This window comes from Actibacterium pelagium, assembly GCF_002285415.1.
Lineage (GTDB): Bacteria > Pseudomonadota > Alphaproteobacteria > Rhodobacterales > Rhodobacteraceae > Actibacterium_B > Actibacterium_B pelagium.
Genome location: NZ_NSBU01000007.1, coordinates 1,424,019 through 1,447,797, shown reverse-complemented (window position 1 = coordinate 1,447,797; position 23,779 = coordinate 1,424,019). Strand labels below are relative to the sequence as shown.

General features: G+C 58.7%; 21 protein-coding genes. 16 read left to right on the top strand and 5 right to left on the bottom strand.

The genetic code is table 11. The features are described from left to right. Window positions 1–152: 152 nt before the first annotated feature. Both dnaE and CLM58_RS16025 read left to right on the top strand, forming a co-directional pair. Window positions 153–3,653 (top strand): DNA polymerase III subunit alpha, encoded by a 3,501-nt coding sequence (gene dnaE / locus CLM58_RS16030; RefSeq protein ID WP_095596862.1) that lies wholly within the window; start codon window positions 153–155, stop codon window positions 3,651–3,653. A gap of 68 nt (window positions 3,654–3,721) precedes the next feature. After that, window positions 3,722–4,396, top strand: a complete 675-nt coding sequence (locus CLM58_RS16025) for a sulfotransferase (RefSeq protein ID WP_158221933.1) — start codon at window positions 3,722–3,724, stop codon at window positions 4,394–4,396. A gap of 34 nt (window positions 4,397–4,430) precedes the next feature. Here CLM58_RS16025 and CLM58_RS16020 read toward each other — a convergent pair whose 3' ends face one another. Both CLM58_RS16020 and CLM58_RS16015 read right to left on the bottom strand, forming a co-directional pair. After that, window positions 4,431–5,726, bottom strand: a complete 1,296-nt coding sequence (locus CLM58_RS16020) for an O-acetylhomoserine aminocarboxypropyltransferase/cysteine synthase family protein (RefSeq protein WP_095596860.1) — start codon at window positions 5,724–5,726, stop codon at window positions 4,431–4,433. Beyond that, window positions 5,723–6,217, bottom strand: a complete 495-nt coding sequence (locus CLM58_RS16015; protein ID WP_095596859.1) for a CoA-binding protein — start codon at window positions 6,215–6,217, stop codon at window positions 5,723–5,725. The genes CLM58_RS16020 and CLM58_RS16015 overlap by 4 nt, the downstream gene beginning before the upstream one ends. A 246-nt stretch (window positions 6,218–6,463) precedes the next feature. Here CLM58_RS16015 and CLM58_RS16010 point away from each other — a divergent pair, with 246 nt between their 5' ends. The 3 genes from CLM58_RS16010 (at window position 6,464) to CLM58_RS16000 (ending at window position 10,218) form a co-directional block, all read left to right on the top strand. Then, on the top strand, window positions 6,464–6,754 hold the full coding sequence (locus CLM58_RS16010) for a hypothetical protein (RefSeq protein ID WP_095596858.1): 291 nt from the start codon (window positions 6,464–6,466) through the stop codon (window positions 6,752–6,754). 376 nt (window positions 6,755–7,130) lie between these two features. Next, window positions 7,131–8,438 (top strand): DEAD/DEAH box helicase, encoded by a 1,308-nt coding sequence (locus CLM58_RS16005; protein WP_095596857.1) that lies wholly within the window; start codon window positions 7,131–7,133, stop codon window positions 8,436–8,438. 532 nt (window positions 8,439–8,970) lie between these two features. After that, window positions 8,971–10,218 carry an NAD(P)/FAD-dependent oxidoreductase gene (locus CLM58_RS16000; protein WP_229666078.1) on the top strand — a complete coding sequence of 416 codons (1,248 nt, stop codon included), beginning with the start codon at window positions 8,971–8,973 and terminating at the stop codon, window positions 10,216–10,218. Here the strand turns inward: CLM58_RS16000 and CLM58_RS17210 are convergent. Next, on the bottom strand, window positions 10,211–10,438 hold the full coding sequence (locus tag CLM58_RS17210; protein WP_158221932.1) for a hypothetical protein: 228 nt from the start codon (window positions 10,436–10,438) through the stop codon (window positions 10,211–10,213). The genes CLM58_RS16000 and CLM58_RS17210 overlap by 8 nt on opposite strands. A gap of 1,196 nt (window positions 10,439–11,634) precedes the next feature. Next, window positions 11,635–11,871: a SlyX family protein gene (locus CLM58_RS15990; RefSeq protein WP_229666079.1), complete on the bottom strand. Its 237-nt coding sequence runs from the start codon at window positions 11,869–11,871 to the stop codon at window positions 11,635–11,637. Window positions 11,872–12,000: 129 nt separating this feature from the next. Between CLM58_RS15990 and hisS the strand changes: the two genes are divergently transcribed. From hisS to hisG, 3 genes are read left to right on the top strand one after another with little or no spacing between them, the layout of a single operon-like run. Then, entirely contained in the window at window positions 12,001–13,470 is a 1,470-nt protein-coding gene (gene hisS / locus CLM58_RS15985; protein ID WP_095596855.1) for a histidine--tRNA ligase, read from the top strand. Then, complete coding sequence (locus tag CLM58_RS15980) at window positions 13,470–14,573, top strand: ATP phosphoribosyltransferase regulatory subunit (RefSeq protein ID WP_095596854.1); 1,104 nt, start codon at window positions 13,470–13,472, stop codon at window positions 14,571–14,573. The genes hisS and CLM58_RS15980 overlap by 1 nt, the downstream gene beginning before the upstream one ends. Continuing rightward, window positions 14,570–15,259 carry an ATP phosphoribosyltransferase gene (gene hisG / locus CLM58_RS15975; protein ID WP_095596853.1) on the top strand — a complete coding sequence of 230 codons (690 nt, stop codon included), beginning with the start codon at window positions 14,570–14,572 and terminating at the stop codon, window positions 15,257–15,259. The genes CLM58_RS15980 and hisG overlap by 4 nt, the downstream gene beginning before the upstream one ends. Window positions 15,260–15,262: 3 nt before the next feature. Here the strand turns inward: hisG and aroQ are convergent, their stop codons facing one another. Next, on the bottom strand, window positions 15,263–15,700 hold the full coding sequence (gene aroQ / locus CLM58_RS15970; protein ID WP_095596852.1) for a type II 3-dehydroquinate dehydratase: 438 nt from the start codon (window positions 15,698–15,700) through the stop codon (window positions 15,263–15,265). 208 nt (window positions 15,701–15,908) lie between these two features. On the opposite strand from aroQ, the gene CLM58_RS15965 reads away from it, so the two are divergent. The 8 genes from CLM58_RS15965 to CLM58_RS15930 all read left to right on the top strand — a co-directional run bounded on the left by CLM58_RS15965 (window position 15,909) and on the right by CLM58_RS15930 (window position 23,697). Then, entirely contained in the window at window positions 15,909–17,105 is a 1,197-nt protein-coding gene (locus CLM58_RS15965; RefSeq protein ID WP_095596851.1) for an ABC transporter substrate-binding protein, read from the top strand. Window positions 17,106–17,201: 96 nt separating this feature from the next. Beyond that, complete coding sequence (locus tag CLM58_RS15960) at window positions 17,202–17,984, top strand: ABC transporter ATP-binding protein (RefSeq protein ID WP_095596850.1); 783 nt, start codon at window positions 17,202–17,204, stop codon at window positions 17,982–17,984. Continuing rightward, entirely contained in the window at window positions 17,981–18,808 is an 828-nt protein-coding gene (locus tag CLM58_RS15955; RefSeq protein WP_095596849.1) for an ABC transporter ATP-binding protein, read from the top strand. The genes CLM58_RS15960 and CLM58_RS15955 overlap by 4 nt, the downstream gene beginning before the upstream one ends. Before the next feature lie 3 nt (window positions 18,809–18,811). Continuing rightward, window positions 18,812–19,822 carry a branched-chain amino acid ABC transporter permease gene (locus CLM58_RS15950; protein WP_095596848.1) on the top strand — a complete coding sequence of 337 codons (1,011 nt, stop codon included), beginning with the start codon at window positions 18,812–18,814 and terminating at the stop codon, window positions 19,820–19,822. Further along, a complete protein-coding gene (locus tag CLM58_RS15945; RefSeq protein ID WP_095596847.1) occupies window positions 19,819–21,111 on the top strand; it encodes a branched-chain amino acid ABC transporter permease in 1,293 nt (430 codons plus the stop codon). Before CLM58_RS15950 ends, CLM58_RS15945 begins: the two co-directional genes overlap by 4 nt. Before the next feature lie 87 nt (window positions 21,112–21,198). Further along, window positions 21,199–21,936: a 5-oxoprolinase subunit B family protein gene (locus tag CLM58_RS15940; RefSeq protein ID WP_095596846.1), complete on the top strand. Its 738-nt coding sequence runs from the start codon at window positions 21,199–21,201 to the stop codon at window positions 21,934–21,936. Continuing rightward, on the top strand, window positions 21,933–22,937 hold the full coding sequence (locus tag CLM58_RS15935; protein WP_095596845.1) for a 5-oxoprolinase subunit C family protein: 1,005 nt from the start codon (window positions 21,933–21,935) through the stop codon (window positions 22,935–22,937). Before CLM58_RS15940 ends, CLM58_RS15935 begins: the two co-directional genes overlap by 4 nt. Window position 22,938: 1 nt before the next feature. Continuing rightward, window positions 22,939–23,697: a LamB/YcsF family protein gene (locus CLM58_RS15930; protein ID WP_095596844.1), complete on the top strand. Its 759-nt coding sequence runs from the start codon at window positions 22,939–22,941 to the stop codon at window positions 23,695–23,697. The last annotated feature ends 82 nt before the right edge of the window (window positions 23,698–23,779 follow it).

The following is a 23,779-nucleotide window of genomic DNA, read 5'->3' as shown; positions in this document are numbered from 1 at the left end:
GGTGGCAAGGGCGATAGGGCGAAGAAAAGCGGGCGCAGCTGCCGTTCGGGCGAAAAAGAAAAGGTGCGCATTTTCGCCTGTGGAACCTGTCAATTTGCGAAAGCGTCAATTCCGCCGTTTCGCGCCCCCGACGGCTGGGCTAGTGTTGGCCCATGTCGACAGATCCCCGATTCATTCACCTGCGCGTTCACACCGAATACTCGCTGCTGGAAGGCGCGATGCGGGCGAAGAAATTGCCGGGCCTTGTCGCGGGCACGGGCATGCCCGCCGTCGCGATCACTGACACCAACAACATGTTCGCCGCGCTAGAGTTTTCGGTGGGTGCGTCGGGCGCTGGCGTTCAGCCGATCATCGGATGTCAGGTGGACGTCGGGTACGACACGCCCGCCCCGGGCGAGAAAACACTCCCCCCCGCGCCGATTGTCCTGCTGGCCCAGTCAGAGCTTGGCTACGAGCATCTGATGAAGCTGAACTCCTGCCTCTACCTGCGCGGTGACGGCTCGTTGCCGCATGTCACGGTCGAGGAGTTGGCGCAGTATTCCGACGGGTTGATCTGTCTTTCCGGTGGCCCCGATGGCCCCATTGGCCGCCTGTTGCGCAACGGGCAGCGCCCCAAGGCCGAGGCGCTGATGCAGCGCCTTGCCGGGATCTACCCCGACCGCCTGTACGTGGAACTGCAACGTCACCCCGGCGAAGACGGCCTGCCCGAAGCGGAACGCCTGTCCGAACGCGGTCACGTGGAAATGGCCTATGCCATGAACCTGCCGCTGGTCGCCACCAACGACGTCTATTTCCCGAAATCGGACATGTACGAGGCGCATGACGCGCTGATCTGTATTGCCGAGGGTGCCTATGTCGACCAACAGGAAGACCGCCGCAAGCTGACCCCGCAGCACTATTTCAAAACGCCCGAGGAAATGGCGACCCTGTTTGCGGACCTGCCCGAGGCGCTGGAAAACACGGTCGAGATCGCCAAACGCTGTGCCTTCATGGCCTATCGCCGTGACCCGATCCTGCCGAAATTTGCCGATGACGAGGTGGTCGAACTGCGCCGTCAGGCGAATGAGGGTCTACAAGCGCGTCTGGCGGTCATTCCCCACGCGGTGACCCCCGAGAAGTATCAGGAACGGCTGGATTTCGAGCTGGATATCATCGAATCCATGGGTTTCCCCGGCTACTTCCTGATCGTTGCGGACTTTATTAAATGGTCCAAGGATCACGACATCCCTGTTGGGCCGGGCCGTGGTTCGGGTGCGGGCTCTTTGGTGGCCTATGCGCTGACGATTACCGACCTTGACCCGCTGCGCTACAGTCTGCTGTTCGAACGCTTCTTGAACCCAGAACGGGTTTCGATGCCCGACTTCGACATCGACTTCTGCATGGATCGCCGGGAAGAGGTGATCCGCTACGTGCAAGAGAAATACGGCCGCGACAAGGTGGGGCAGATCATCACCTTCGGTGCGCTTTTGTCCAAGGCCGCCGTGCGTGACGTGGGGCGCGTCTTGCAGATGCCTTACGGGCAGGTGGACCGCCTGTCGAAGCTGATCCCGGTCGAAGGCGTCAAACCCGTCTCGATTGCCCAAGCTCTGACGGATGAGCCCCGCCTGCGCGAAGAGGCGCGGAACGAAGAGGTCGTCGACCGCCTGCTGACCTACGGCCAACAGGTCGAAGGCCTGCTGCGTAACGCCTCGACCCACGCGGCGGGTGTCGTGATCGGCGACCGACCGCTAGATGCGTTGGTGCCGTTGTACCAAGATCCGCGGTCCGACATGCCCGCCACCCAGTTCAACATGAAATGGGTCGAGCAGGCCGGTCTGGTGAAGTTCGACTTCCTTGGCCTGAAGACGCTGACCGTGATCCAAGGCGCAATCAACCTGATCCACGGGCAGGGCCGTGACCTGCATATCGCCGCCGACGGCAGGCAGCTTTACGAACCTGCCGAAGGGGCCGAGAACCAGATCAACGCCATCCCGCTGGATGACGGCCCGACCTACGACCTTTACGCCAGCGCGAAAACGGTCGCCGTGTTTCAGGTGGAAAGCTCGGGCATGATGGACGCTCTGCGCCAGATGAAGCCCACCTGTATCGAGGATATCGTCGCGCTTGTGGCCCTCTACCGTCCCGGCCCGATGGAGAATATTCCGACCTATTGTCAGGTGAAGAACGGCCAGAAGGATCTGGAATCCGTCCACCCGCTGATCGACCATATCCTTGAGGAAACCCAAGGCATCATCGTCTATCAGGAGCAGGTGATGCAGATCGCGCAGGTCATGGCTGGCTACAGCCTTGGCGGCGCGGACCTGTTGCGCCGGGCGATGGGTAAGAAGATCAAAGAGGCGATGGACGCCGAACGCCCCAAGTTCGAAAAGGGCGCGGGCGAGAACGGCGTGGACGCGAAGAAAGCGTCAGAAGTTTTTGACCTGCTTGAGAAATTCGCGAACTACGGTTTCAACAAATCCCACGCGGCCGCCTATGCGGTTGTCAGCTATCAGACCGGTTGGCTGAAGGCGAACCACCCGGTGGAATTCATGGCCTCGGTCATGAATTGCGATATCCACCTGACCGATAAGCTGAACACCTATGCCGAAGAGGTCCGCCGGGGGCTGGACATCGAGATCATCCCGCCCTGCGTGAACCGTTCCGAGGCCCGGTTCAGCGTGAACGAAGGCGCGTTGGTCTACGGTCTTGGCGCGCTGAAGAACGTCGGCATCGAGGCGATGAAGCTGGTCACCGAAGGTCGCGACGGCAAACCCTTTGCCACGCTCTATGACTTTGCCCGCCGGGTTGACTTGAAACGCGTCGGGAAGCGCCCGCTGGAAATGCTGGCCCGCGCCGGGGCTTTCGACCAACTGGATAAGAACCGCCGCAAGGTCTTTGACAGTCTGGACGCTCTGGTCAGCTATTCCGCCGCGATCCATGACCAGAAAGCCTCCAATCAGGTCTCGTTGTTTGGCGAGGCTGGCGACGATCTGCCTGAACCTCGCCTGTCCCCCGTGGGCGACTGGCTGCCGAATGAAAAATTGGCCGAGGAACACAAGGCCATCGGCTTCTACCTGTCCGGCCACCCGCTGGACGACTACATGGCCGCGCTGAAACGCAAGCAGGTCATGACGCTGGAAGAGGTCAGCCAAAAGGTTCAGGGCGGCCCGATGATTGCGAAACTCGCGGGCTCTGTCGCGGGTAAACAGGAACGCAAATCCGCCAAGGGCAACCGCTTCGCTTTTGCGCAGCTTTCGGACCCCACGGGCCTCTATGAGATCACCATCTTCTCGGACACGCTGGAAGCTTGCCGTGATCATCTGGAAACCGGCGCGAATGTCGTCGTGACGGCCGAGGCTACCTTTGAAGCCGAGCAGGTCAAACTGCTTGCCCGCGCGGTGCAACCCATCGACACGGTGGTCGCTGATGCTGGTGGCGCGGGTCTGAAGGTCTATCTAGACGAACCCACCGCGATCAATGCCGTCGCCAGCCTTTTGGACCGCGCCAAGAGCGAAACCAACCTGCGCGGCCGTGGCCCGGTTCAGTTTTGCCTGATGCATCCGGACCTGCCAGGAGAGGTTGATGTTGATCTGGACGATGATTTCCCGATAAATCCACAGATCAAAGGGGCGATCAAATCTCTGCCGGGCGTTTTGCAGGTAGAGGAGATTTGATCCCTGATTATCTTGCAAGGCCGTTTCGGGGGGTGCCCTGAATCGGACGCTTATATGGGGGCGCAACAGTGTCACATAAGCAATTACCCAAAGTCGTTCTTGTGGGATTTAACAAATGCGCAACTCGCTCATTCAGCCAGTTGTTTGAACGGGCTGGACATGCCTCGTTGCATCACAAGATCCGAAAACCGCTACAGCCATCCCGGACTGCGGCAAAGCGTATGAAAGAGAATATCGAAGGCAATCGCCCGGTCTTTGAAGGGTTTGATGACTATGTCTTTTATTGTGATCTTGTTCATGTGACGCCAGAGGAGTTTTTCGAAGGAAACTCTGCCTACAAAGAGATTTTGAAAGATTATTCGGATACGCTGATCATCCTTAACTTGCGCGACCAAGACGATTGGATCCGTTCCAGATTACGGCACGGGCATGGAGAATTCGCAAAACGGTACATGTCGGCGCTTGGGCTGGATAATCTCGACGATCTGGCTGCGCATTGGCGTCAGGATTGGGATGAGCAGTTGAAGGGCGTTCGTGAATTTATGGACGACAAGCCGGAACAGTATTTTGAATTCAATATCGATACGGACAATATTGAAGACCTTATCAGCGCATTGCCGGACTACCAGCTAGATGCCTGCCACTGGGGCGATTCCGGAAACTCCCGGTTCAGAAAGCTTGGTCCTGTTTCGAAAAGAGCCAAGAAAGTCTGGGCCAATATGCGCCCTCGGTCGACGAACTAGGCGCTCTCTACTGCAGCGAATGCTGACCCGCGCCCTACGTGGATCCGCCTTCCAAAGCTTGTTTCAGATCTGCGATCAGATCGTCTGCGGTTTCGATCCCGATCGACAGTCGCACGATGTCGGATCCGGCCCCGGCGGCCTCTTGCTGGTCTGCGGTAAGTTGCCGGTGCGTTGTGGAGGCCGGATGGATGATCAGTGACCGCGCATCACCCAGATTGGCGACATGGCTGAACAGTTCCAGCCGGTCTACCAGATCGACGCAGGCCTCATATCCGCCCGCCAGTCGCACCGTGAATAACGCTCCCGCCCCCTTGGGATACACCCGCTTCTGCCGCGCGTGATAGGGCGAGCTTTCCAGCCCGGTATAGGTGACCTCTGCCACCTCGGGGTGCCCTTCTAGCCACTTGGCGATGGTCATCGCGTTTTCGACATGTCGCTGCATCCGCAGGCTAAGGGTCTCTATCCCCATCAGCGTGTAATGCGCGGCCTGCGGGTTCAAAGTCGTGCCAAGGTCGCGCAGCCCGATCGCGATGCCATGCAGGGTAAAGGCATAGGGGCCGAAGGTCTCGTGAAACTTCAGCCCGTGATAGGCCGGTTCGGGGTCCGACAGGGACGGGAACTTGCCGCTGGCCGACCAGTCGAACTTGCCGCTGTCGACCACGGCGCCGCCCATGACCGTGCCATTGCCGGTCAGGTACTTGGTGGTCGAATGGACAACCAGTGTCGCGCCCTGTTCGATGGGACGACACAGAAACGGAGTCGCCGCCGTGTTATCCACGATCAAGGGCAGCCCGACGTCATCGGCGATCTTCGCAATCGCTGGAATGTCGGTTACGTACCCCCCAGGGTTCGAGATGCTTTCGCAGAAAATCGCCCGCGTGTTGTCGTCAATCGCGTCCCGCAGCGCTTGTTCATCATCGAAGTCCACGAACTTCGCCGACCAGCCAAGGCGTTTGATGGTCTGGCTGAACTGGGTGACCGTGCCACCGTACAGCCGGTTAGACGCCACCACGTTGCATCCCGGAGACATCAGCGGGAACAGCGCCATCAGCTGCGCCGCATGCCCCGAAGCACAGCAGATCGCCCCAATCCCGCCCTCCAGCGTCGCGATCCGCTCTTGCAGAACGGCAACCGTCGGGTTGGTCAGGCGGGAATAGATGAAGCCGATCTCTTTAAGGTCAAACAGGGCCGCCGCATGATCAGCCCCCTGAAACACATAGGCCGTCGACTGGTAGATCGGCGTCTGCCGCGCCCCGGTCGCGGGATCGGGCCGGGCGCCTGCGTGAACTTGCAGCGTTTCAAACCCATAAGTCTTCAAAGCATCGCTCATGGCCGCAACTCCGGTAGTTTCGCTGAAATGATACCGGTGTTGATCCCGGCCTTGCGCAGCTCGCCGAACAAGCGTTGGTATTCGATCTTGGGGCAGCGATCCTGCACGACACGCAGCCCGGCGGCGCTGGCCGTTTCGGCGGCATCCTCGTTATAAATGCCAAACTGCATCCACAGGGTCTTTAGCCCCGCCAGGTGTTCCAGTGCCTCGTCCAGAATGCCCGGTATGGCTTCGGACCGCCGGAAGACCTCGACCATATCCACGGTCTGGTCCTTGGGAATGTCGGCAAGGCTGGCCAGAACCTCTTTGCCAAAAACCTTCTGTCCCGCATAGGCCGGGTTGACCGGGATCATGTTGTACCCCCGGTAATGCAAATACCGGACGACGAAGTATGACGGGCGGACCGGGTTGGTCGATACCCCCACCGCGGCGATGGTTTTGGTCTCTTCCAGGATACCCCGCAGAGTCTCATTGGATGTGTTGTCCGGCATGGCTCCCCCCCCGAGCATTTGGAAGTCGATGCGAGGCTAGTCGGAGCGGCAGCCCGCAGCAAGTCTTGGGTTCTGCCTGCGGAACGCAGGTACGTCAGGCTTGCCTTTTACGGCGGCAATCTGGCGATAGGGTTGTTCAATGGGGTCTATCGTCATTCAGGGGGTGCATTGTTCAAGATTTTGATCCAATCGCACGCATCTCCCGTATCTCCAGCAATAACCAATCAAACCTTAGGGAGACGAAACATGAAACTCATCCTAGCTGCCGCCGCCGCATCTCTTGCACTCGGAACCGCTGCAATCGCGGGCGGTCACAAACAAGCAGAAGCTCAAGGAATGAAAGACTTTTTGAATAACGTTGGAAATCAGGATGCTGATACAAAAGCGTTCTTGGAGGGGGAATTTGGGCCGGCTCCGAATGAAAACGCAGCAATTCCGGCCATCGTGTCAGGTGGCGGAAACGGCGGCTGGGGGAATATCGGTTCTACCCTGACTGGCGAAATAGGAACAAGTATTGCTGGTCGCGAATCCGAGTAATAATCTTTAGAATTCCTCGGGAGGCCTGAACAGTTGTTCAGGCCTTTTCTTAAAATACAGACAGATTGCTTTGCTCGCTTGTTGGTAGGCTTACCAATGCGCCAGCCGCTAACCGGCAAGAGAGCCAAGCTTCCCTCAGTCACATCTTTCTCTAATGCTTGACTTATTCCTATAACTGCTTAGGTAGGCTCAAATCGCTGCGCTGCCGCGTGAGTAAGCCGTGCCAAAGAAATTCAGGGCACAAGCGAAAAACCCCAGTTCCCATCACGCAGGGCTCTATCGGCGGGTATGAAGACCAGCCGAACCCTCTGCCGCCCCAAGGGCGGCCCGTGACGTGCGCAGCGTATGGCTGGCGCGCTAGGAAAGGGCACATCCCGTGTCGAAATTTGAAACTTTGGGCCTGTCGCCGAAGCTGCTGCAGACCCTGTCCGATAGTGGCTTTACAGAGCCCACGCCGATTCAGGCGCAATCCATTCCGCTGGCCCTGAAGGGCCATGACATCATGGGGCTGGCCCAAACCGGCACCGGGAAGACGCTGGCCTTCGGCTTGCCGATGATCGACCAGCTGCGCGCCAAGCAAGGTAAGACCGCACCCAAATCGGCAAAAGCCTTGATCTTGGCCCCGACCCGAGAGCTTGTGAACCAGATCGCCGACAACCTGCGCCCGCTGGTGAAGGGGACGCCGATGAAGGTCGCCACGGTTGTTGGCGGGCAATCCATCAACCGGCAGATCCGCATGCTGGCACGGGGCGTTGATATTCTTGTCGCCACGCCGGGCCGTCTTATTGACCTGCTGGATCGGAAAGAAATTGACCTGTCGACAGCGAAGTTTCTGGTGCTGGACGAGGCTGACCAGATGCTTGATATGGGCTTTATCCATGCCCTGCGTCAGATCGAGCCTCACCTAAGCAAGTCTCGCCAGACCATGCTGTTCTCGGCAACCATGCCAAAACAGATCGAGCAGCTAAGCCGCGACTATCAAAACGACCCGAAGAAGGTGCAGGTCGCGCCTCCGGGTAAAACGGCGGATAAGATCACCCAGTCGGTGTGCTTTCTGACCAAGGCTGAAAAGCCCGTCCGCCTGCGTGAAATTCTGTCCGAGGACAAATCTGCCCTGACCCTTGTCTTTGCCCGTACGAAACACGGTGCAGAGCGGATGAAGAAGCAGCTTGTCGCCGAGGGCTTTGCCGCGGATTCGGTGCATGGCAACAAAAGTCAGGGCCAACGGGATCGCGCCATTCAAGCTGTCCGCGATGGGACTGTGACCGTTTTGGTCGCAACAGATGTGGCCGCGCGCGGGATCGACCTGCCGGGCGTGGCGCGTGTCATCAACTATGACCTGCCCAACGTCCCTGAATCCTATGTCCACCGGATCGGTCGTACCGCCCGCGCCGGGCGCGAAGGCGAGGCAATCGCTTTCTGCTCGTCCGATGAACGTCCGCTTCTGCGCGACATCGAAAAGCTGATCGGTCGCAAAATCCCGGGCGCCACGCCGCTGGACGAGGTTCTGGTTCGGAAGACCCCGCCAGAAGAAGCGGAAACCCCCAAAGCACCCAACAAACCGCGCCGCCGTCGCCCCGGCAAAAAACCGCAAGCGCGGGGAGGCAATGGCAACCCCGGAAAACGCGGGAACGGCCAGCGGTCGCGTGGCAAAGGCCCAAGACGCCGCTCGAATGCAGCCTGATAGAGAACCAAAGCGGTGGCGCAAGCCGCCGCTTTTGCGTTTGAGTAGGTGTTGGACGTGACAGGGGTCTGTCTCAACCGCCTTTTCTGATCCGAGTCGGATCTTTTCCGCGCGGCCTCCTGCGACTTAGATTCTGTCAAGCGGGACAAAGTTGCCGTTTGCTCACGCGGCGATTTCTGACACTGTATCCCTTCGCAAGTGCAGCAGGTTCATTATCGTGGAGTGGCATAAGTCACGAAACTAGCCGTTCAACACTGTAGGTCAGGCCTAGGCTAAACCTGTAAATTCGCTGCAGCCTGATCCGACAACTCAAACGCAGGACTTGCTGAGCATTCGCTCTTCGCGTGAAGGTGACTGTTTTCGGATCATTCAAACAAGGCAGATGTTGTCCTCTGGCGGCGTGGTGCAGTTCGACTTTTTTGATTGCTTGACGATGTTCCCAAACGCATCCGATATTTCTTCGAAAACTGCGGTGAACCCGCATCACCCATACAGGTGTCCGCAACACCTATCCGACGGAGCGATCATAACAATGCCGCAGAACGAATTTGACCTCATCGTTGTAGGTGCCGGTATCGTTGGTATGTCAGCTGCGTTTTATGCTCAACGCGATGGTCTGAAGACGCTTATCTGTGATCCCAACCCTCCCGGGTCGGGCACGACATCTGGGTCAGCCTGTACCATCGCGACTTATGCCTGCATTCCGGTCAACAGCCCGTCGATTTTTACATCTCTGCCTTATCTGCTGACCAGCCGCGAAAGCCCACTATCCTTTAACCTTCTGCACGGATTGCGAAACCCTGGATGGATGTTGGCATTCCTTAAGAACTGCCGCCCTTCTCGTGTGAAACAAATCAGCGAAGCGCTAGGCCAGTTTTTGCTGCATGCTGAAGCTGGCCTCGACCCGCTGATTGCCGAGGCCGGAGCTGAAGACCTGATGGTCAATAACGACTGCTTATATGTCTGGTCCACCAAAGCGGGGTATGAAGGTGAGCGCGCCAATAATGCAATGCGACGCGCGCAGGGCGTGGAATTCGATGAACTGTCTAAGGGTGAGGTTCACCAACTGGAACCAAACCTGAAACAACCCATACACTGTGGCCTGAACTTCAAAGGCGTCCGGCATGTGACCAATCCGCAAGAATTGGTCACGCGCATGCACAAACGATTTGAAGCACTAGGCGGGACCTACATATCCTGCCGTGTTGGCCGCTGTGATGCCGATAACACCGGGGTGACAACGTATCTCGAAGACGGCACTGAAATCCGCGCGGGTCACATGGCGCTAACGTCTGGCGCACGTTCGAAGGAGATAAAAGGCTCTGGCGCTGAACATCTGCCACTGGGTGCCGAGCGCGGCTATCATATCCTTTATCGCAACTACGGGGGGCTCGTATCGCGGCCGGTTGGCTGGGCTGAAGCAGGTTTCTACGCCACGCCGATGGCCCACGGATTGCGTATTGCCGGTACGGTCGAAATCAACGCTGTGGATGCTGCGTTCAATACAAGATGCACTGACTACCTTCAGCGCAAATCACATGAAATGTTTGGAGATATCGGTTCACCCGACGATACATGGCTGGGTTATCGCCCTACGATGCCGGATGCTCTTCCAGTAATAGGTGCTTCACCGGCCTCTGACCGCATCACTCTTGCCTTTGGACATCAACATATCGGCCTTACTTTGGGTGGATTGACCGGCAAAGTCGTAACTGATCTCGCGCAGGGTCGATCTCCCTGTTGCAATATTGAACATTTTGCTCCGCAACGATTTACCTGATTGGGTTTTGCGCGGCAGGTTTGTACGGATTTTGGTATTCTGTGCGATGTGCCGAATTGGCTGATTTGGGCTCGAAGCCGCTTTTTGCTAAAAGATCGTTCAAAATCGGCTCTGGGCCGAGAGCAAACTTGGTCGCGACGGGCAGAGAGCGGTCATTCGCCGCGAATCTTTTTAATGGCCGAATAGCGGACGATGCAGTCGTTCGCTCCTTCTTCATCATTGTTGGAGTGCGCGCAGTGCTTCCAATCCGCGGCCAATTCCAACGGCCAATGCTATACCTGCTTTCATTCCAGTTGGGCCGAACAAATTGGCTGAAACAATGCCCACTAGCGATCTCTGGTCATTGCCGGTTGTTTTCCCAACTACAGCTGCCCCCGACAGCCCCGGAACAACCGTGCAGCCCAGCCTCGCCACATGGGTCGAAATCTCATCAATACAAAGTCCTTTCGGATCAAAGGGAGATAGGGGCGATCCCTGCCATGGCCAGTTACGGATATGCTTTGATTTGCGAGCCAGTCAATGACTTCGAATGGTCGTATCTCATCTAGCGTAACCGGTGCATCCAACTGCAATATCGCCAGATCGAAGGCCGACCGATCCAAATCAGCGCTGTCGCCAATTCTTGGCGAGAAACCAGGCAAAACAACACGATCAGTGACGCCGCGAAGCGCCGCGTATTCGCTACGCCTCTATCCCATTGCGACCTTTATGTCCTTGGCCTCAGCGAGATGCTGAGTTGCTTGGTGAAACAATCAGTGTGCCTCTGTTAGTACCTCAGTCTCAGAAATCAGAGCGACGTTGCACCATCGGGATTCGGTAACATTTAGCTGTGCAATCCCATACCAAGTCTTGGCTTCAGCTTCGGGCACCATTCGCTGCACGACAACTTCGCTGAAAGCAACCGACGCAGAAATCGTCACGTAGGCAACCCGTTGCCGCCAAGAGGTGTCAAAGCATACCACAGTTCCTGTTTCGAGCCAGTTTAAGGCCACACGAAGGTTTAGCAGTGCTTGTTAGCCAGACTGCTATTCCTGTGGCCAGAAGATTCCGTAGGCGATGGCCAGCACAATCAATATCGGTAGAATGTATGCGAGTATCTGACGCCAGTTCTTTCCCTTGAGAGTCGTTCTGCGAAGAATATCGGCACCAGCATTTGTCAGCGCCTTGAAAATTTCATTAATGAGAAAATTCACGAGGCCCGGCTCCCAGTCTGCGGTATGCAATGCCGCTAAAGCCTTGCCTCATGTTTGCTCAAAGCACTTTGATCAAAATCAATTGCCTTCAGTCTTCAAGCAACCGGGATGTTGCTACTGAGGCCGAATTGAAGATAGCCCCTCTCGTCCGCGCAGGGCTTAACACGGCCATTCGCCGCACAAGCACAGCGACGTTCAGAAGCAGCGTCCGCTGCGAACCCACTTACCAATGCGGTGGGCGCTGATCTGCCAGCGGAACGCCGCTGCCTTCGGCCACTTCCCGCTCTGCCTCGCGTTCCACCAACATGCGGACGCGGTTGGTCAGCAGCGCGATCTCGTTCGCCTGACCTGCGACCACGTCTGACAGTTCCTCGACCGTCACGCTAAGATGCGCGATACGCTCTTCCAATGCGGTGATCTTTTCTTCGGTCATGGGGTCGGGCTCCGGCATTTTGGTCATATGCAAGTCATATGCAGGTCATATGTCGGTCATACTGCGATTTTGGGGCCAAATGCCAGCCGTGCTTGCTCCTTCGGCCCCCATCCGCTAGACCCCCCCGCGAACCCTAAACGATGGATCAAGGCGACAATGGCCAAGGTGAAGAAGACCCCACGCCCCAAGGCGGAAACGCCCAAAGGCTTCCGAGACTACTTCGGCGCGGATGTGACCGAACGCAAAGCAATGCTGGACCAGATTGCCGAGGTCTATCATCGCTATGGGTTTGACCCCTTGGAAACCTCGGGTGTCGAGACGTTAGAGGCGCTGGGCAAGTACCTTCCCGACGTCGATCGCCCGCACGCAGGTGTTTTCGCTTGGGAAGAAGATGACAGCGGCTGGGTTGCCCTGCGTTATGACCTGACCGCGCCCCTCGCGCGAGTCGCGGCGCAGTTCCGCAACGATCTGCCGTTCCCCTATCGCCGTTATGCGATGGGTCCGGTTTGGCGTAACGAAAAGCCGGGTCCGGGGCGTTTTCGCCAGTTTTATCAATGTGATGCGGATACCGTGGGCGCGCCGTCCGTGGCCGCCGATGCCGAGATCTGCGCCATGCTGTCGGACGCGTTGGAAGTCGTTGGCATCCCGCGTGGCGACTATGTCGTGCGGGTCAATAACCGCAAGGTTTTGAACGGCGTTCTGGAAACCATGGGCCTGACCGACGAAGAACAGCGCGCCGACGTGCTGCGCACCATCGACAAGTTCGACAAGGTCGGCGAAAGCGGTGTGCGCCAGCTGTTGGGCAAGGGCCGTCTGGACGACTCTGGCGCCTATATTGACGGTGTGGGCCTTAGCGACGATCAGGCCGAACCGGTGCTGGCCTTCCTGACCTCGAAAGGGGACACGGCTGCGAAAACGCTTGCCAATCTGAAGGGCGCAATCGGCGCGTCCAAGGTCGGCGAAGAGGGCGTGAACGAGCTGGAAACCATTGCTTCACTTCTGGATGCGCAAGGTTACGGACCCGATCAGATCGACATCGACCCCTCGGTCGTCCGCGGTCTGGGCTATTACACCGGCCCCGTTTTCGAGGCCGAGTTGACCTTTGAAATTCAGGACGAAAAAGGCCGTCCGCGCCAGTTCGGCTCTGTCTCGGGTGGTGGTCGTTACGACGATCTGGTCAAGCGCTTCACAGGCCAGGCTGTGCCTGCGACGGGCGTTTCCATCGGCGTTGACCGCCTGCTGGCCGCGCTGCGTGCCAAGGGCCGCATGGGCGGCACCAGCCTCGGGCCGGTTGTCGTGACTGTCATGGATAAGTCGCGCATGGCCGACTATCAGGAAATGGTGGCCGAGCTGCGCAACGCCGGTATCCGGGCCGAGGTCTATCTGGGTAACCCGAAAAACTTCGGTAACCAGTTGAAATACGCGGATAAACGCAATTCTCCGATCGCGGTAATCGCCGGCGGGGACGAGTTCGATGCGGGCAAGATTCAGATCAAGGACCTGATCCTTGGCGCCAAGATCGCCGAAAGCGCCACGCTTGAGGAATGGAAAGAGCGCCCCAGCCAGTTCGAAGCCCCGCGCGACCAACTGGTCGCCGAGGTGCGCCGCATTCTGGATCAAAACTGATGGTGACCAAGGCCCAATCCCGCGCCCGTGCGGCCCAGCTTCAGGCGGCGTTCGTCGAGGCTGGCGCGCAGGTGGTCGAAGCCGACATCCTGCAACCGGCCGAGGTCCTTCTGGACCTCTATGGCGAAGATATCCGCGGCCGCGCTTACGTGACTTCTGACCCGCTGCAGGGCGAATGCATGCTGCGTCCGGACTTTACCGTGCCTGTCGTGCGCGAGCACATGGAAAACGGCGCGACCCCGGCGCGTTACACCTATTCCGGCAAGGTCTTTCGGAAGCAGGAACATGACGATGGCCGCGCCAGTGAATATTGGCAGGTGGGCTATGAATTGTTCGATGGCACTGACTCTGCGGCTGCCGACGCCGAAGTGTTCGCGCTGTTTTCTGACCTTCTGGCTCCGCTTGGCTTACGTGCCTCGACCGGTGACATTGGCATCCTGATCGCTGCCGTTGACGGTCTGCAAACCAGCGACGCCCGCAAGATCGCGCTGAAGCGCCACCTCTGGCGACCGCGCCGGTTCCGGGCGCTGATGGATCGTTTCGGGGGGCGAAAGCCGGTTCCGGAAACCCGTGTCGCGATGCTGAAAATGGTTGCAGGCGGGATAGACGCCGCAATCGAAGCGGCGGGTCCGGACAATGGTCTGCGCACTGCCGATGAGGTTGCAGCACGCGTCCGGAAATTGCAGGCCGAGGCGGAAGAACCTGCCTTGTCAGGTGGCGAGTTGGACATTCTGGAAACCATCCTGTCTTTGCGCGAAACCAGTGCTAACGCACTGGAAAACCTGCGGGATATTGCGGTGGATATGCCTTCGATCCAGCCTGCTGTGCAACGGATGGAAGCGCGGCTGGAAGCGTTGGCCGCGCGTGGCATTGATGCGGCCTCTCTGGATTTCGAAGCCAGCTATGGCCGGACCACCTTGGAATATTACGATGGATTCGTGTTTGGTTTTCACGCGCCTTTACGCCCCGATCTGCCCCCTGTGACCAGTGGCGGACGTTATGATGCACTGACCAAAGTATTGGGGCAGGGGCGCTCTATCCCCGCTGTGGGTGGCGTGATCCGCCCCGAGCTGGTCGAACTTCTGGCAGGAGGTCAGGCATGACTTTGAAGCTGGGTGTCCCGTCCAAGGGACGGTTGATGGAAAAGACTTTTGACTGGTTCGCAGATCGCGGGATCAGCCTGCGTCGCACCGGGTCGGACCGCGAATACGCGGGTGCCGTTGATGGTGTCGACGGAATTGAACTGGTGCTTTTGTCCGCCGGGGAAATCCCACGTGAACTGGCCGCTGGCCGCATTCAACTGGGCGTCACCGGGTCAGACCTTGTTCGCGAAAAGATCGCCGACTGGGACAACAAGCTGATCGAGCTTGAGCCGATGGGGTTTGGTTATGCCGACCTGATCATTGCCGTGCCGAAGTTCTGGATCGACGTGGATACGATGGATGATCTGGACGCGGCAGCGGCTGCTTTCCGTCGCGAACATGGGTTCCGCCTGCGGATCGCCACGAAATACCACCGTTTGGTGCGCGAGTACCTGCGCGAGTGCGGTGTGGCCGATTACCAGCTGGTCGACAGCCAGGGGGCAACCGAAGGCACGGTCAAGAACCTAACTGCCGAGGCGATCGCCGACATCACCTCGACCGGCGAGACCCTGCGCGCGAACCACCTGAAGATTCTGTCGGACGGCTTGATCCACAAAAGTCAGGCGACATTGTTCCGTGGTCGCCGTGCAGGCTGGACAGAGCAAATGCGCGCAGATTACGCAGTACTGCTGGAAAAACTGGGGTAGGGGTTAGCCTAACAGGCTGCCCATACGCCGCATCGCAAGCGCATAACCTTCAACGCCAAAACCCATGATCGCGCCCTCGGCACGTTGTGTCACATACGAGTGGTGACGGAAGGATTCGCGCTGATGAATATTGCTGATGTGCACTTCCAATACCGGCCCTTCGAAGGTGTTCAACGCATCCAGAATGGCAACCGAGGTATGGCTATAGGCGGCGGGGTTGATGATGATTCCTGCCGCTTCTTCCCGCGCGGTGTGGATCTGTTCAACAATCTCACCTTCAAAGTTCGACTGTAACAATTTGCAGGATAGCCCGAATTCCTCTGCCACGGCTGAGCAATTGGCAAGAACATCGTCCAGCGTATCGGTTCCATAGATCTCTGGCTGACGTTTGCCGAGAAGGTTCAGATTTGGACCGTTGAGAATATAGATCAATTTCGACATGGGGCTATTTCCTTGGTTAGGCTCTCTTAGCCATAAAACGAGGTCCAAAATCAATGGCTTGTTGGGTGAAATTCAGGTTGTGGGTCCTTCCTGCCACCCGGTAACGCCCCGTGACTGCCGCAGGGTCATGTCGATTGGGGATTTTTGCTTTGCAAACCTTCGGATAATCTTTCACCCTCTGACCATGTTCCAACTTGGGAGTAGAAACATGCGTAAACTTCTTCTGGCAACAACTGCAGCAATCACGACTGCGGGTGCCGCAATGGCTGGTGGCCACATGAAAGATGTGACCATTGGTGTACTGGTGGCCTTCACTGGCCCGCTTGAATCGCTGGCACCGCCCATCGCGGAAGGTGCTGAACTGGCGATCAAGGAAGTCAACGACAGCGGAAAGTTCGTCGACGGTGGTGTGATCACCCCCGTGCGCGGCGACTCGACCTGTGTTGACGCAGGTGCAGCGACCGCTGCAGCTGAACGTCTGATCACCGCTGAAGGTGCTTCTGCGATCATGGGCGCAATGTGCTCTGGTGCGACCGGTGCGGTCTTCACCAACGTCTCGCGCCCGAACGGCATCCTGCAGATTTCGCCTTCGGCAACCTCGCCGGGCCTAACCGCGCTTGAGGATGACAACCTGTTCTTCCGCCTCGCGCCTTCGGATGCCCGTCAGGGTGAGGTCATGACCGACGTCATCATGGACAAGGGCTTCAAGGAAGTTGCTCTGACCTATACCAACAACGACTACGGCAAAGGCCTGGCCGACAGCTTCCAGTCTGCGTTTGAAGCCGCAGGTGGCACCGTGACCATCAGCGCCGCGCATGAAGACGGCAAGTCCGACTATTCGGCTGAAGTTGGCGCGCTGGCATCCGCCGGTGGTGAAGTACTGGTCGTCGCGGGTTATGCCGACCAAGGTGGTGCAGGCGTCATTCAGGCCGCTCTGGACAGCGGTGCGTTTGACACCTTCGTTCTGCCCGACGGCATGGTTACTTCTGCTCTGACAGATCGCTTCGGTGCTGATCTTGACGGCTCGTTCGGCCAAAACCCGAGCGCGTCGGGCGATGCGGCTGCATCCTACGAGCAAATGGCTGAAGCCGCTGGTTTTGACGGTTCTTCGCCTTACGCGAAAGAGGGCTATGACTCGGCTGCTTTGATCATGCTGGCCATGCACGCAACCGGTTCGACCGAAGGCAAAGTACTGGCCGAGAAGGTCTGGGAACTGGCAAACGGCCCGGGTGAGAAAATCTACCCCGGTGAACTTGGCAAAGCCATGGAGATCCTGTCGGCAGGCGGCGCGATCGACTATGAAGGTGCGTCCTCGGTCAACCTGATCGGCCCGGGCGAAGCCTCCGGTAGCTACCGTGAGATCGTCGTCGAAGGCGGCGAAATCAAAGAAGTCGGCTTCCGTTAATCCTACTTGAAACGATTGCCCCCGGCCTGTATGGGCCGGGGGCTTTCTTTTAACGACGAATAAGAACGCGCCCGACGCGTCGAGGAAGGGACGGACATGATCGAAGTCCACGAACTACACCGACATTTCGGAGGGTTCCGCGCGGTAGATGGGGCCAGCCTGAAGATCGCTCCCGGCAGCATCACCGGCCTGATCGGGCCGAACGGTGCGGGCAAGTCCACTTTGTTCAACGTGATTGCGGGCGTGCTGCCTCCGACCTCTGGCCGTGTGGTCATGGATGGCGAGGACATCACCGGTCTGCCGCCGCACGAGTTGTTCCACAAAGGCCTGCTGCGCACCTTCCAGATCGCACATGAATTCGGCTCGATGACCTGCCGCGAGAACCTGATGATGGTCCCCGCAGGTCAATCGGGCGAACAGCTTTGGAACACATGGTTCGGCCGCAAGCGCATCGCCGATGAAGAGCGCGCCCTGCGTGCCAAGGCCGATGAAGTGCTAGAATTCCTGACCATCAGCCACATCGCCGACCTGCGCGCGGGTGAAGTTTCGGGCGGCCAGAAGAAGCTGCTGGAACTGGGCCGCACCATGATGGTCGACGCCAAGATCGTGTTCCTTGATGAGGTCGGCGCAGGTGTGAACCGCACCCTGCTTTACACCATCGCCGACGCGATCAAGCAGTTGAACGAAGAGCGTGGTTACACATTCGTCGTCATTGAACACGACATGGAATTCATTGGCCGCATCTGCGACCCGGTCATCTGTATGGCCGAGGGCAAGGTGCTGGCAGAAGGGACCTTGGACGAGATCAAGGCCAACGAACAGGTGATCGAGGCCTATCTGGGCACCGGATTGAAAAACAAAGACAAGGTGGGCGCATGAGCGGCAACCCATATCAGGACGATCGTGGCAACAAGGACGCCACCATCACCAATCCCAGTGGGCGCGGTGAGATCGAAGTTTCGACCGGTACAGGTCATGGGTCACATACAGCCGAGGCGTTTCTGATCGGCGACAGCATGACCGGTGGCTACGGAAAATCCGGCCCCGACATTCTGCATGACTGCACCGTCGCCGTGAACAAGGGCGAGATCGCAGTGATCGTTGGTCCCAACGGGGCGGGCAAGTCGACCGCAATGAAGGCGACCTTCGGGATGCTGAACCTGCGTCAGGGCTCAGTCCGGTTGGATGGCGAGGATATCACCGGCCTGACGCCTCAAGCGCGCGTGGTAAAGGGGATGGGCTTTGTTCCGCAGACCCACAATATCTTCACCTCGATGTCGGTGCAGGAAAACCTAGAGATGGGTGCCTTCATCCGCACCGATAATTTCAAAACCACGATGGAGCAGGTGTTCGATCTGTTCCCGATCCTGCGCGACAAACGCAACCAGCCCGCCGGTGAGCTGTCCGGTGGTCAGCGTCAGCAGGTGGCCGTGGGCCGCGCTTTGATGACCCAGCCCAAGGTTCTGCTGCTGGACGAACCCACCGCGGGCGTCAGCCCGATCGTGATGGACGAGCTTTTCGACCGCATCATCGAGGTTGCCCGCACCGGGATTTCCATCCTGATGGTCGAACAGAACGCCCGTCAGGCGCTGGAGATCGCCGACAAAGGTTACGTTCTGGTGCAGGGCGCCAATGCCCACACTGGCACCGGCAAGGGGCTGCTGGCGGATGAAGAAGTCCGCAAGTCGTTCTTGGGAGGGTAAGAGATGGATTTCCTGAATGCCCTCGTGGCTTTGACAAACTTCGTAATCATCCCGGCTACCGCTTATGGCAGCCAGTTGGCGCTTGGGGCGCTTGGGGTGACGTTGATCTACGGGATCCTGCGGTTCTCTAACTTTGCGCATGGCGACACGATGGCCTTTGGGGCGATGGTGACGATCCTTGTGACGTGGGCGTTCCAGAAGATGGGCGTCTCGATTGCACCGCTTCCAACGGCCCTTTTGGCGCTGCCCTTCGGCATAGCGGCGACCGCTGCTTTGGTGATCGGGACGGACAGGGCCGTCTATCGGTTCTATCGAGAGAAAAAGGCCGCGCCTGTGACGCTTGTGATCGTCTCAATGGGCGTGATGTTCGTGATGAACGGGTTGGTGCGCTTTATCATTGGTGTCGACGACCAGCGGTTTGGCGACGGCGCGCGCTTCATTATTTCGGCGCGTGACTTCAAAGAGATGACAGGCCTGCGCGAAGGTTTGGCCATCAAAACCAGCGCTGGTTTGACGATCATTACAGCGGTAATCGTCGTGGCGGCACTGTTCTGGTTCCTGAACAAGACCCGGACAGGCAAGTCGATGCGGGCCTATTCAGACAACGAAGATCTGGCATTGCTGTCCGGCATCAACCCAGAGCGGGTCGTCATGGTCACATGGCTGATCGTTGCCGCACTGGCCACGATTGCCGGGACACTTTACGGCTTGGACAAATCGTTCAAACCTTTCACCTATTTCCAGCTTCTCCTGCCCATCTTTGCCAGCGCGATTGTTGGTGGTTTGGGGAACCCGCTGGGGGCGATTGCGGGCGGTTTCCTGATCGCCTACTCCGAGGTGGCCGTGACCTATGCGTGGAAAAAGGTGCTGACCTATAGCCTGCCGGAAAGCTTTGCGCCCGAAGGTTTGGCGCAGCTGCTGTCCACCGACTACAAACACGCGGTTAGCTTCGTGATCCTGATCATCGTGTTGCTGTTCAAGCCAACAGGTCTGTTCAAGGGGAAATCGGTATGACGATGCGTGGCGCTCTCTATTTCGCCCTTGTGGCGCTTGCCCTTCTGGGAACGGGCCTTTTCAGCAGTTGGACCGTTGCCCTGACGATCCTGAACATGGGGCTGATCTCGGCCATCATGTCCTTGGGCGTAAACCTACAGTGGGGCTATGCTGGTCTGTTCAACGTCGGTGTCGCGGGTTTCGTGGCACTTGGCGGGCTTGGTGCCGTCCTGATGTCCATGTCGCCTGTTGGCGAAGCGTGGAGCGCGGGCGGCGGACGCCTTGTGCTGGCGCTTGTCATCGCCTTGGGCACACTGGTTGGGGCGATTGCCTTGTGGAAACGGCTGTCGCGCTACCGCGTACCGGCTTTGGTTGTTCTATTGCTGGTCGGGTTCTTTGCCTATCGCGCCGTGTTTGATCCGGCGGTCGAGGCGATTGAGGCCGTAGACCCATCGGTTACCGGTTATCTTGGCGGGCTTGGCCTGCCGGTCTTGTTCGGCTGGCCCTTCGGCGCGCTTCTTGCGGCAGGTGCTGCGTGGATCGTTGGCAAAACCGCGCTTGGGCTGCGGTCGGATTATCTGGCGATTGCCACCTTGGGGATCGCCGAGATTGTGGTCGCCGTTCTGAAAAACGAAGACTGGTTGGCGCGCGGCGTGAAGAACGTCTATGGCGTCCCACGCCCGGTCCCGTATGAGATCGACCTGCAAAACAGCACGCGCTTTGTCGAGTGGATGCAGAACTGGGGGTTCGACCCGGTTGTCGGCTCTGCCGTGGTCGTGAAGCTATGCTATTCCGCGCTGTTCCTTGTGGTGCTTCTGGCACTGATCTGGATGGCTGAAATGGCACTTCGGTCGCCTTGGGGGCGTCTGATGCGCGCCATTCGCGACAACGAGGAAGCAGCCGAGGCGATGGGCAAAGACGTCACCCGCCGCCACCTGCAAATCTTCGTTCTGGGTTCGGCCGTCTGTGGCTTGGCCGGCGCGATGATGGTGACGCTGGACGGCCAGCTGACGCCGGGCGCTTACCAGCCGCTGCGCTTTACCTTCCTGATCTGGGTGATGGTGATTGTCGGCGGGTCCGGCAACAACTGGGGCGCTGTACTGGGTGGCATCCTGATTTGGTTCTTCTGGGTGCAGGTTGAACCGATGGGCCAATGGCTGATGCAGGCCATTACCGCTGGCATGGCCGAGGATTCGGATCTGCGTTCGCATCTGCTGGATTCGGCAGCGCATATGCGTCTGTTGACCATGGGTCTGGTGCTGCTAATCGTGCTGCGTTTCAGCCCGCGTGGATTGATCCCCGAAAAATAGGTGGGGTCCCGGGTTCGCCCGGGCTCCTTTCCCAATTCCAGATGGCATTCGGATTGTGGATTTCGGCCCGGGGGGTAGAGTGGGCGCATGTCTGATCCGCTAACCCCTGAACTATGGCCATTTCGCGATGACGCGCTGCTAGTGCGCTTTGCACGTGTGGCGTCTCCGCAGGCAAGCGGTGCGGTGCAGGCCTTCACAGCGGCATTGGCCGACGTTCTTCCCAAAGGCGTGGTAGAGACTGCCCCAGCCCTAGCCTCTGTCCTAATCCGGTTCGAGCCTGATACAGGCGTCGCCAAGGTGATACACACGGCAGTTCAGTCGCTATTGCAGTCGCGGGACTGGGCCGCGGCCCCTTCACCCAAGGCAAGCCGCATCTGGCACATCCCAGCCTGTTTCGCCGGGGAGTATGCCCCGCAACTGGCCGAGGTTGCAAACTTGGCCGGTCTGACCCCAGTGAAAGCTGTCAAAGAAGTGCTGGAGACAGACATTCGCGTTCTGGCGATCGGCTTTGCGCCGGGTCAGCCATATCTGGGACTGTTACCGGAAAGGTGGGGGTTTCCACGACAAGAGGCCCTGACACCCAAGGTGCCCGCAGGGGCCTTGGTGGCGGCGGTCCGGCAGCTTGTCCTCTTTGCAAATGAAAGCCCAACCGGCTGGCGGCAAATCGGGCAAACAGCCTTTCGCCCGTTTCAGCCCGAAGCCGAGGTGTCCTTTCCCCTAAGGGCAGGGGACGCGGTGCGCTTTCACGCGGTGTCCCCATCCGAATTTGACGCGTTACGGCAAGGCGATCCAATGGGTGGCGCAAGGGTGGAAAGCGCGTCATGACCGCAACCCTGCAGATCAAACGCATCGCGCCGGGCGCGACAGTTCAGGACCTTGGTCGGCCCGGGTTCGTTGCGCAGGGGCTTTCGCAAGGGGGCGCGATGGACCGGCGGGCCTTGTACGAAGCTGCGGCGCTGCTGTCGCTGCCAGCCCCGGTTGCTGCGTTGGAACTGGCCGGTGCGGGCGGAGAGTTCACCGTGACCCAACCCGTCCGATTTGCCCTGACCGGTGCCCCGATGCGCGCCGCGATCGACGGGGCAGAGATCGTCTGGAACGCAAGCCATCGATTGGAGCCGGGGCAGGCCCTGACGATTTCGGGCCTGTTGGCTGGCAGCTTCGGTTATCTGACCTTTGCCGGGGGGATAGAGACACCGCTTTGGCAAGGCAGTCGATCAGTCCATCTGTCTGCAGGTGTGGGAAGCTTTCTTAGCAGCGGTCAGAAATTGCCTGTTGGCAACGATCCCGCTTTTAGCGAGCCAAGCCAATTTCTGCCGCTAGAAGACAGGTTCAAAGGCGGAGCCATTGGAATTTTGCCCGGTCCACAGACGGGGTTGTTCCCGAAGGAAACGCGCCAGGGGTTCGCCAGAAATGCCTATCGGCGCTCGCCTATGGCGAACCGGCAGGGTGTTCGCTTAGAGGGACGCGCGCTGCCCATTCCCGACGCTGCGCAGGGGTTGGTTTCGGATTTTATCCTGTCGGGCGATATACAGATTACCGGCGATGGCCTGCCAGTCGTGCTAATGGCTGAATGCCAGACCGTCGGCGGGTACCCCCGGATCGGGACGGTCGTACCTTCGGATCTGCCGAAGTTGGCGCAAGCCCCGGCTGGCGCCGAGCTGCGGTTTCAATGGGTTGAGGTCAACCAAGACCCAGAGACCGGTTGGTTGGCCAAGTATCGAAAAGAGGTTCAGCCCTTGGTGCGCGACCCGCGAGACATGCGCGACTTGCTGCGCTATGACCTGATTGACGGGATGATTGCGGGGGATGAACCCGAAGGGGGATAGAATGGCAACCAAGGTAGATCTGAACAGCGATATGGGTGAGGGCTTTGGCCCTTGGCCAATGGGCGACGACGCAGCGCTGCTGGACGTGGTCACATCTGCCAATATTGCCTGTGGCTGGCACGCGGGCGACGCCAATGTCATGGCGCGGACGATGCGAATGGCGGTTGAAAAGGGCGTTGGTATCGGCGCGCATCCGGGCTTTGCCGACCTGCAGGGTTTTGGGCGTCGCCGCATCAATCTGACCGCAGAGGAACTGACCAATCTTGTGACCTATCAACTGGGGGCCGCACAGGCAGTGGCCCGATCGGTTGGCGGTCAGGTCCGGCACCTGAAGCTACACGGTGCGCTGTCCAATATGGCGTCGGAAGATGCCGAGATCGCCCGGGCATGTTACACGGCGGCGCTGTCCGTCGACCCCGACATTGTCATCATGGTCCTTGCAGAGACTGCGCAGGCCCGAGTTGTACAAGAGCTTGGATGCAACTGGGCCGGAGAGATTTTCGCCGATCGCGCCTATGAGGATGACGCGACGCTGGTGGATCGCAAAAAGCCCGGGGCCGTGCTTCATGATCCGGACCTCGCTGCGGAACGCATTCTGAGGATGGTCGAAGCCGGTGCCATCATCACCGAAAGCGGCAAACATATTCCCACGCGGATTGACACGATTTGCCTGCACGGGGACACGCCCGAGGCGGTGCAGATGGCGAAAGTCGTTCGTGCGCGGTTGAAGGCCGCCGGAATCGAGCTGAAGCCTTTTTGAGCAGCAGAAGCAGGCCGTGCCGATTTGTTAGGAAGTCGATCATTTATTCTGCGGAAATCCGCAGGGCACGCTTCTGTGTTAT

Excerpts from the sequence above, each read along its gene's own strand:
- CLM58_RS16010 (WP_095596858.1), top strand. The coding sequence starts at position 6,464 with ATGAAACTCATCCTAGCTGCCGCCGCCGCATCTCTTGCACTCGGAACC.
- CLM58_RS15965 (WP_095596851.1), top strand. The coding sequence starts at position 15,909 with ATGCGTAAACTTCTTCTGGCAACAACTGCAGCAATCACGACTGCGGGT.
- CLM58_RS16015 (WP_095596859.1), bottom strand. The coding sequence starts at position 6,217 with ATGCCGGACAACACATCCAATGAGACTCTGCGGGGTATCCTGGAAGAG.
- CLM58_RS15945 (WP_095596847.1), top strand. The coding sequence starts at position 19,819 with ATGACGATGCGTGGCGCTCTCTATTTCGCCCTTGTGGCGCTTGCCCTT.
- CLM58_RS15990 (WP_229666079.1), bottom strand. The coding sequence starts at position 11,871 with ATGACCAAAATGCCGGAGCCCGACCCCATGACCGAAGAAAAGATCACC.
- CLM58_RS15930 (WP_095596844.1), top strand. The coding sequence starts at position 22,939 with ATGGCAACCAAGGTAGATCTGAACAGCGATATGGGTGAGGGCTTTGGC.
- dnaE (WP_095596862.1), top strand. The coding sequence starts at position 153 with ATGTCGACAGATCCCCGATTCATTCACCTGCGCGTTCACACCGAATAC.
- CLM58_RS15950 (WP_095596848.1), top strand. The coding sequence starts at position 18,812 with ATGGATTTCCTGAATGCCCTCGTGGCTTTGACAAACTTCGTAATCATC.
- hisG (WP_095596853.1), top strand. The coding sequence starts at position 14,570 with ATGACTTTGAAGCTGGGTGTCCCGTCCAAGGGACGGTTGATGGAAAAG.
- aroQ (WP_095596852.1), bottom strand. The coding sequence starts at position 15,700 with ATGTCGAAATTGATCTATATTCTCAACGGTCCAAATCTGAACCTTCTC.
- CLM58_RS15940 (WP_095596846.1), top strand. The coding sequence starts at position 21,199 with ATGTCTGATCCGCTAACCCCTGAACTATGGCCATTTCGCGATGACGCG.
- CLM58_RS15955 (WP_095596849.1), top strand. The coding sequence starts at position 17,981 with ATGAGCGGCAACCCATATCAGGACGATCGTGGCAACAAGGACGCCACC.
- hisS (WP_095596855.1), top strand. The coding sequence starts at position 12,001 with ATGGCCAAGGTGAAGAAGACCCCACGCCCCAAGGCGGAAACGCCCAAA.
- CLM58_RS15960 (WP_095596850.1), top strand. The coding sequence starts at position 17,202 with ATGATCGAAGTCCACGAACTACACCGACATTTCGGAGGGTTCCGCGCG.
- CLM58_RS15980 (WP_095596854.1), top strand. The coding sequence starts at position 13,470 with ATGGTGACCAAGGCCCAATCCCGCGCCCGTGCGGCCCAGCTTCAGGCG.
- CLM58_RS17210 (WP_158221932.1), bottom strand. The coding sequence starts at position 10,438 with ATGATGAAGAAGGAGCGAACGACTGCATCGTCCGCTATTCGGCCATTA.
- CLM58_RS16000 (WP_229666078.1), top strand. The coding sequence starts at position 8,971 with ATGCCGCAGAACGAATTTGACCTCATCGTTGTAGGTGCCGGTATCGTT.
- CLM58_RS15935 (WP_095596845.1), top strand. The coding sequence starts at position 21,933 with ATGACCGCAACCCTGCAGATCAAACGCATCGCGCCGGGCGCGACAGTT.
- CLM58_RS16020 (WP_095596860.1), bottom strand. The coding sequence starts at position 5,726 with ATGAGCGATGCTTTGAAGACTTATGGGTTTGAAACGCTGCAAGTTCAC.